General features: G+C 71.4%; 9 protein-coding genes. All 9 read left to right on the plus strand.

Features of this window, described 5'->3' with window-relative positions:
- Window positions 1-111: 111 nt before the first annotated feature.
- Window positions 112-1173: a hypothetical protein gene (locus H483_RS40605; protein ID WP_371204634.1), complete on the plus strand. Its 1062-nt coding sequence runs from the start codon at window positions 112-114 to the stop codon at window positions 1171-1173.
- A 121-nt stretch (window positions 1174-1294) separates the two neighbouring features.
- The gene (locus tag H483_RS33170; protein WP_017837660.1) at window positions 1295-2251 is read left to right on the plus strand and encodes an HAD-IIA family hydrolase; all 957 of its coding nucleotides are present in this window, start codon (window positions 1295-1297) and stop codon (window positions 2249-2251) included.
- A 10-nt stretch (window positions 2252-2261) separates the two neighbouring features.
- Window positions 2262-2513 carry a hypothetical protein gene (locus H483_RS33175; protein ID WP_031265043.1) on the plus strand — a complete coding sequence of 84 codons (252 nt, stop codon included), beginning with the start codon at window positions 2262-2264 and terminating at the stop codon, window positions 2511-2513.
- Window positions 2513-3331 (plus strand): TlyA family RNA methyltransferase, encoded by an 819-nt coding sequence (locus H483_RS33180; protein ID WP_017837662.1) that lies wholly within the window; start codon window positions 2513-2515, stop codon window positions 3329-3331. Before H483_RS33175 ends, H483_RS33180 begins: the two co-directional genes overlap by 1 nt.
- Before the next feature lie 14 nt (window positions 3332-3345).
- A complete protein-coding gene (locus H483_RS33185) occupies window positions 3346-4257 on the plus strand; it encodes an NAD kinase (RefSeq protein WP_017837663.1) in 912 nt (303 codons plus the stop codon).
- Window positions 4258-4266: 9 nt separating this feature from the next.
- A complete protein-coding gene (gene recN / locus H483_RS33190) occupies window positions 4267-6054 on the plus strand; it encodes a DNA repair protein RecN (RefSeq protein WP_017837664.1) in 1788 nt (595 codons plus the stop codon).
- 59 nt (window positions 6055-6113) lie between these two features.
- Window positions 6114-7286, plus strand: coding sequence for a putative cytokinetic ring protein SteA (steA, locus tag H483_RS33195; RefSeq protein ID WP_017837665.1), 1173 nt, complete (start codon window positions 6114-6116; stop codon window positions 7284-7286).
- On the plus strand, window positions 7283-8215 hold the full coding sequence (locus H483_RS33200; RefSeq protein WP_031265044.1) for a copper transporter: 933 nt from the start codon (window positions 7283-7285) through the stop codon (window positions 8213-8215). The genes steA and H483_RS33200 overlap by 4 nt, the downstream gene beginning before the upstream one ends.
- Before the next feature lie 82 nt (window positions 8216-8297).
- Window positions 8298-8464, plus strand: a 167-nt coding sequence (locus H483_RS40165; RefSeq protein WP_042329975.1) for a CTP synthetase, incomplete at its 3' end; no start/stop codon positions are given.

The raw sequence follows: 8464 nt of genomic DNA on the forward strand, positions 1-8464 counted from the left end.
TCACCGCCGAACACAACTTCATGACCAGCGGGAGGGACTCATCGTTCCTCCCGCTGGTCTTATTTGTGCTCCCTACTTCAACAGCAGTGCCGGTAGTCCGGCGCACGTAAGGTGAACGACGTGAACGAACCTCGGTCAGAGCATTCAGATCGCACCCCGCGACGGGGCGATGGTGACGTACCCCGTAGGGGCGACCGGGCCGCCGGTGGCGGTCGTAGGGACAACAGTTCCTACGGTGAACGTCGTGGAACCCGATACGACGGGACGGGCGCCGGCGACCCGGGTCGGCGACCGGCAGCCCGGGGTGAATCCGCCGGCGGTCGCGGTGGCGCGGGTCGCGGCGCCGGACAGCGCACCGGAGCCTCGCGGGCAGGTCAGGGCCGAGGGGACGCGGCCGTCGATCGCCGAGGGGGCTCCTCCCGTGGTGACTCCCGTGCCGGAGGTCGACAGGGTGTCGACCGTCGGACTGCTGGCCGTCCGGGACAGGATGCCCGGCATGCTGCACGCGTCGATGAACCCACTCTTCCCGAGGATATCGAGGCCGCGGACCTCGACATGGAGATCCGTCGAGACCTGCGGGGTCTCGACAAGGCCAATGCCGAGCTCGTCGCGCGGCATCTGGTGGCGGCCATGTACTTCGTCGACGACGACCCCGAGCTCGCTCTCGCCCACGGGCGTGCCGCGAAGAACCGGGCCGGGCGGATCGGTGTCGTCCGGGAGACCGTGGGCGTTCTCGCGTACCGGGCGCGTGAGTGGTCGGAGGCGCTGGGAGAGCTCCGTGCGGCGCGACGGATCTCGGGAGGTCCCGGACTGCTGGCGATGATGGCGGACTGTGAGCGTGGCCTCGGCCGGCCGGAGAAGGCTATCGAACTCGCCCGGGGTGACGAGTCCCGTCAGGTCACCGGCGAGGACCTCGTGGAGCTCCGCATCGTCGAAGCCGGCGCGCGGGTGGACATGGGTCAGCTCGACGCCGCCCTCGTGACTCTCCAGGATGCGGGAGCGGACCCGGAAGCGGTGGGCGAGGAGGCGGCGCGACTGGACTACGCGTACGCGGAGGTGCTGTTGGCGTCCGGCCGTAAGGACGAGGCGGCCGCCTGGTTCGGCCACGCGGTGTCCGCCGACCCGGACAATCACACGGACGCGGAGTCGCGTCTGGCCGAACTCGAGGTCTAGTCCCGTGTCCGCAGGCCCGACCTCGGCATCGTCAGAGACAGCAGTGCCAGAGACCGCAGGATCAGAGCCATTAGCGTCAGGGACGGTAGCCACCCTGTCCGATCAGCATGACGCGCTTCTCGTGGACCTCGACGGGACGCTCATCCGCGGTACCGAACCCATACCGGGTGCGGCCGAGGCGCTGGACCGCTCGGGACTCCCGGTGGTCTACGTGACCAACAACGCGAGCCGCTCGCCCGGCCAGACCGCTGCACACCTGCGGGATCTGGGCTTCTCGGCCCAGGCGTCCGACGTCATGACCAGCGCCCAGGCGGCGGTGATGATGCTTGGCGCACACGTCGACGCCGGGGCGAAGGTTCTCGTGGTGGGGCACGACAGTTTCCGCGACCTCGCCAGACAGGCGGGGTACGAGGTCGTCTACTCGGCCGACGATGGACCCGAGGCGGTCCTCCAGGGACTGTCCCGCGAGTTGACCTGGGGTGACCTGGCTGAAGGATGCCTGGCGATCCGGCGAGGGGTGCCATGGGTCGCGTCCAATACCGATACCACCCTGCCCACCGAGCGCGGTCTGCTGCCAGGGAACGGTTCGCTCGTCGCCGCGCTCCGCGCGGCGACGGACAGAGACCCCGTCGTGGCGGGCAAACCGGCGGCGGGAGTGCTCAGGGCCGCCGCGGACCTCGTCGGCTCCCGCCGTCCACTCGTCATCGGGGACCGGCTGGACACCGACATCGAGGGGGCTCTCGCGGCCGGAATGCCCGCGCTGATGGTTCTGACGGGCGTTCACGGGACGGCCGATCTGCTAGTCGCCGACGCGCATCGTCGCGCCACCCACCTCGCCCCCGACCTGTCCGCCCTCGCCGCGCCGCCGGAATCGAGTCATATCGACTCGGCCCCCGGCCTCGACGCGAGGGTGGAGGAGGGTGTTCTCCACCTCGACGGGCTCCCCGCGGCACTCGACGGCGTCGACCTGGCGCGTGGCGTCCTCCGGCAGGCGTGGAGGCACGGTGTGAGCGCCCTGGCGGATCCCGGAGACGCAGCTCGGTCACGGTTCGTCGATGCGGGACTGCTCGTGGGCTAGCGTGGAGCGTGTGAGCACTCCCGGACCGACACCATTGCCAGGGCCTGCGGGCCCGGACATCGACGAGCTCCGCTCGGCCTTCGACGATCTGCTCGCCGACTCCGCCCCCGATCCTGCCGACCATGCCGACCATGCCGGGCCTGCCGACTCCGCTGGGTCCCGCGATGAGGTCGGTGGGGTTCGCGACGAACAGGTCGCAGCCCTGGATGCGGCCCATGATCTGCTCGCCCGCGCCCTGTCCTCCCTGGACTCGGCCCGCTGATGGCGGTCACCCGGAGGCGCCTGGATGCCGAGTTGGTCCGCCGCAAGATGTGTGACAGCCGGGAACGGGCGCGGGACCTCATCGGTGCCGGGCGTGTGATCGTCAACGGGGTCGCCGCGAGTAAGCCCGCCACCCAGGTGGAGCCCACCACGTCCATCGCGGTCGCCGCGTCCGGCGAACCGGACTGGGCCTCGCGGGGGGCCCACAAGCTCATCGGCGCTCTGGACGCCTTCGGGGTGGACGTCGCCGGTACGCGCTGCCTCGACGCCGGCGCCTCCACGGGAGGGTTCACCGACGTCCTGCTCTCGCGAGGTGCCGACCGCGTCGAAGCCGTGGACGTGGGCTACGGACAACTCGTGTGGCGTCTGCGCAGCGACGATCGCGTGGGCGTCCACGACAAGACCAACGTGCGGTCGCTCACCCCTGAGGACATCGGCGGCGAGGTCGACGTGGTGGTCTCCGACCTGTCGTTCATCTCTCTCCCACTCGTTCTTCCCGCGCTGTCCGCCTGTGTCCGCGCCGGCGGGGAGCTGCTACCGATGGTCAAGCCGCAATTCGAGGTGGGGCGCGAACGGGTCGGTCACGGGGGCGTGGTCCGTGACCCCGCACTCCGCATCGACGCGGTCACCGGTGTCGCGCGGGCCGCCGCGGCGCTCGGGTTGGAGGCTCTCGGGTGCGTGGCGAGTCCGCTCCCGGGCCCGTCCGGGAACGTCGAGTACTTCCTTCACCTCCGCAAGACCGAACCGGGATCCCCGGTGGAACTGGCGGACCGGGCGCAGGACGCCATCCGCAGCGCGGTGGAAGAGGGACCGAAGTGACGCAGAACGCAGAAATGGGGGCGTCCCGCCGCATCCTGCTCGAGGCCAACATCGAGCGGCCGGACATCGTCGCGATCGTCGCCCAGGTCGTCGACTCCTGCGCGCACCGCGGAATCGCGGTGCGGATGCTCGCCGACACCAGTGAGAACGTGGCCACCGGGACGGGTGTGGAGTCGGTAGCGGATACCCCGCACGCCGCTGAGGGATGCGAGCTGGTTCTGGTCCTGGGTGGAGACGGGACGTTCCTGCGGGCATGTCAGTACGCGACCGCGGCCGATGTGCCGGTGCTGGGAGTGAACCTCGGGCACGTCGGCTTCCTCGCCGAATCCGAGATCTCCTCGCTCCACGGCGTCGTCGAACAGATCGCGGACCACGACTACCGGGTGGTCGAGCGCATGACGGTCGAGGCCACCGTGATCCACGGGGACACCGTGCTCGGCCGTGACTGGGCGCTCAACGAGGTGAGCATCGAGAAGGTCTCGCGGCAGGGCGTCCTCGAGGCGTCGGTCGAGATCGACGGGCGACCGGTGAGCGATTTCGGGTGCGACGGCATGCTCGTGTCGACGCCGACCGGGTCGACGGCCTACGCGTTCTCGGCGGGGGGCCCGATCCTCTGGCCGGAACTCGACGCGATCCTGGTGGTCCCGAACAACGCCCACGCCCTGTTCGCCCGGCCCATGGTCGTGGCGCCCAGTTCGCGGGTCGCCGTGGAGACCGGGACCCGGTCCGGACCCGCGGTGGTCGTGCTGGACGGGCGACGATCGATCGACGCCCCCGCCGGCAGTCGAGTGGAAGTGGTGCGTGGTCACAGACCGGTCAAGTGGGTGAGATTGGACGACTCTCCGTTCACAGACCGGTTGGTGACGAAGTTCGAACTCCCGGTCACGGGGTGGCGTGGCCGGTCCTCCGCACGCCCGCTCACCTAGGGTGGGTGCGTGCTCACGGAACTTCGGATCAGCGGACTCGGCGTCATCGACGAGGCCGTGGCCGACTTCGCCCCGGGCCTGTCCGTCCTGACCGGTGAGACCGGCGCCGGAAAGACCATGGTGGTCACCGGTCTGAGGCTCCTGGCCGGGGGGCGCGCCGATCCGGGGCGGGTGCGTCGCGGTGCGGACAAGGCCGTGGTGGAGGGGCGTTTCGACCTGGCCGACGCCCAGACGATGCACCCCGAGGACCGGGACGAGCTCGACCGTCTACTCGAGGAGGCGGACGCGGAGGTCGACGACGACGGGACGGTGATCGCGGCCCGCCGGGTCGGCGCCGACGGGCGCTCCCGGGCCCGGCTCGGGGGTCGTTCGGTCCCGGCGGGGACGTTGGCCCGGTTCTGCGCTCCGGTACTCGCGGTTCACGGCCAGAACGACCAGCTCCGGCTCCTGCGTCCGGACCGGCAACGGGAGGCGGTCGATTCCCACGGGGGCGAACCGGCACGGCGGGCCCTGAGCGACTACCGGTCGACCTTCCATCGGTGGCGCGAGGCGGAGAGATCCCTCGCCGAGCGCACCGGCCGCGCCCGTGAGCTGGCCCGAGAGGCCGACCTCCTCCGCCACGGGCTCGACGAGATCGATGCCCTGGACCCCAGGCCGGGGGAGGAGGCCGAGCTCGACGCCGTCATCCGTCGACTGTCGGACTCGGAGGAGTTGCGCGAGGTGGCGGGGCAGGCACACGAGGTCCTGAGCGGTGAGGCCGAGGCCGCCGAACCCGTCGTCAGCCTCCTGGACCACCTCCGGCAGCGGCTGGCCGGGGCGGGGGACCCCGCACTGGAGACCATCGCCACGAGCATCGACCAGGCCGTCGCCGCGCTCGGGGACGCCGCGACCGAGCTCGGCCTCTACCTGGCCGAGCTCCCGGTCGACGCCGCCGATCTCGACGCCGCCCTCGAGAGGCGACAGGAGCTCCGGGCGCTCACGCGCAAGTACGGGACCGACGTGGACGACGTGATCGAGTGGGCCGCGAAGGCGCGGATCCGCCTGTCGGAGGTGGACACCTCTGACACGGCGGTGGCGGAGCTCGAGGCCACGGTGGCGAGGCTCGCGGCCGAACTGGAGCAGCGCGGCGCGGAGCTCACCGCGGTCCGCAGGACCGCGGGGGAGGACCTGGCGCGAAGGGTCACCTCCGAGCTGGCCGAGCTGTCCATGGGAGGGGCCGGGTTGGTCGTGCGGGTGACACCCGCCGGTGACGGCCTGGCCGCCGCCACGGAGTCCGGGCTGGACGACGTCGAACTGGCGCTCGACGGGCCCTCCGGGGTGGTCCCGTTGGGTCGGGGTGCCTCCGGCGGCGAGTTGTCCAGGGTGATGCTCGCGCTCGAGGTCGTCCTGGCCGAACGCTCAGGGGGTGGGACGCTGGTGTTCGACGAGGTCGACGCGGGGGTGGGCGGGCGCGCCGCGCTGAGCATCGGCAAGCGGCTGGCGAGGCTGGCGCGGACACATCAGGTGATCGCGGTGACGCACCTCGCGCAGGTCGCCGCGTACGCGGACACGCACCTGGTGATCCACAAGGCCACCGGCTCCGCCGCCGACCCCGCCGACCCCACCGGCTCCGCCGACGAGCGCACCGGCGGCGAGGGCGTCGTGTCGGGTGTGCGGGCGGTCGACGACTCGGACCGGGTCACCGAACTCGCGAGGATGCTCGCGGGCATGGAGGACACCGACACGGGGCTCGCGCACGCCGAGGAGCTTCTGGCCAAGGCGCAATCGGAGAAGTCTCAAGCTCAAGTCGACCGTTAACCCGACACGCCGATCCGACCTCCCTCGTCACTCGAATCACACGCGTGATACTCGGGCACATGAAGATGACGGGTCTGCTCAATCGCCGCTCCAACGATCTCGCCGGTGTGGTCGGTACCGTCCGCCAGATCCGGGCGGGGTCCCCGCTCCCACGGAAGCTCGGCACAAAGGACGTCGCCGTGCTGGACCTCAACCGGACGTCGGCCGCCACCGCCCGTGCCGTCGTCGACGCCGGTGTCGCCGCCGTCGTCCATGTGCCGCGCCCCGGGGACGAGAGGCTGCCCCGGGCTGCGTACCGGATCCTCGCCTCCTCCGACATCCCGGTCGTCGAGGACGCGGATCTCGCGGAGGTCGAGGACGGGACCCGGATTCGGATCGACGAGGGAGTGATCTACTCCGTCAAGTCCGAGGACCAACTGGCCACCGGGCGCGAGTCCGGTTCCGCCACCCTGCTCACCGAGGTCCACGCGGCAGAACACGACTACGTCGAGTCCGCGCTGGCACACCTGGCCAACGCCACGGAGTTCCTCAGCCTCGAGCACCAGCTGCTCCTCGACGGCGAGGGCCTGCCCGGGATCGATGTGGACTTCTCCGGCCGCCACGTGGTGGTGGTGACCGGGGACCGGTCCTCGGAGGCCCAACTCGCCGGGCTCAAGCCGTTCATAAAGGAGTACCGACCGCTGGTCATCGGTGTGGACAGGGGCGCCGAGGTCCTGCGTGCGGCCCGCGTCACCGCCGACGTCGTGGTCGCGACCCCGACCGGTGTCTCCGAGGAGGTCCTCACCGACGGCGCGGTGCTGGTGGTGCCGGCCGATCGCGACGGCAGGGCCGAGGGACTCGAGCGGGTCACCGAACTCGGCGTGGGCGCGACCACCTTCCCGGCCGCGGCGACCGCGCGCGACATGGCCCTGTTGCTGGCCTATCACGGCGGGGCCGAGATGATCGTGGTGACCGGTGATGACCGCGGTCTGGAGAACTCCTTCGGGGGCTCCTCCGCGCCGTCGTCGACCATGGTCGACACCGCCGTCTCGTCCCGTCTCGTCCACGCCGACGCGTGTGCGACCCTGTACCGCTCGCGCGGTGCCGGGATCGGCCTGGCCCTCGTGGTGCTCGCCGCGCTGATCGCGGTGGCCGCGGTGGTGGTCGCCCGCGATTCCGCCCAGGACCTGCTCATCTGGGCCATCGACACGTGGAACACCTTCGCGCTCTGGGTCCAGGGGCTCGTCCGTTGATCTCTCTGCGTCGCCACGTTCTCACGCTGGTGGCCGTGTTCCTCGCCCTCGGGCTGGGAGTTGTCCTGGGGTCGACGTCCGTGGCGACGTCGATCCGGGACGCGGTCGTCGACCGCGAGGAGACCACGGTGGCGCAGCTCGAGGCCGCCCGCGAGGAGGTGGCCACCCGTCGACTCGCCGCGCAGCGGCTGGACGACATGGCCGGTGAGCTCACCCGGCCCGTGGTCGACGGCACGCTCGAGGGCCGCCCCGTCCTCGTCGTCGTCGCCCCAGGGGCGTCCGACGAGGACGTCAGCGCCGCCCTCGACGTGATCGGTGCCGCCGGCGGGATCACCGCGGGACGCGTGACACTCACCGACAAGGCGTTCGACCCCGAGGCCGACGCCGAGGTCCAGGCTCTCGTGGCGAACCTCCCGATCGGCCGTGCGCCGGCAGCGGACGCGGACCTGGGCACCCAGCTGGGGACCGCGCTGGGCCGCGCCGGGCTGCTCCGGACCGAGGACTCCGAACCGCACCTCGACGACGACGACCGCGAGACGGTGCTCACCACCCTGTCCGACGCTGAGCTCATCGAGTTCGAGCAGGGCACCCTCCGGCCGGGACAGCTGGCCCTGATCGTCACCGGCCCCGGCGAGGCCGAATCGACCGCCGTCCGGCTGGCCTCGCTCGCCCGGACACTCGACGCCGAGGGGGCGGGGACGGTCGTGTCGGCCGAACTCACGGGCACGCAGGGGTACGACGCGGTGACCGTGCTGCGGTCCTCCGGGGAGGACGGGGTCTCGACCGTCGACTCCGCCGGTTCCGAGTCGGGCCGCCTGGCGACGGGACTCGCGCTCGCGCAGCAGCTCGAGCGAGGCCAGGGTCACTACGGTCTGCGTCCGGACGCGACCGCGGCGGTGCCGTCGCTCCCCACCGCGCCTGCGCGGTGATAGCCTGAAGCCCCGTGGGGTGCACCGGAGCCGCACCAGCATTCATCCATTCCGGCGTCTGGACACGGGAGTCCCCTTGGCACTGAACCGAGCCGCGTCGCGGTCCGCGACCAAGCACATCTTCGTCACCGGTGGCGTGGCGTCGTCGCTGGGTAAGGGGCTGACCGCCTCCAGCCTGGGGCAGCTGCTCACCGCACGCGGACTGCGCGTGACCATGCAGAAGCTGGACCCGTACATCAACGTGGACCC

Origin of the sequence: Dietzia sp. UCD-THP, assembly GCF_000349585.1 — a bacterium.
GTDB classification, from domain to species: domain Bacteria; phylum Actinomycetota; class Actinomycetes; order Mycobacteriales; family Mycobacteriaceae; genus Dietzia; species Dietzia natronolimnaea_A.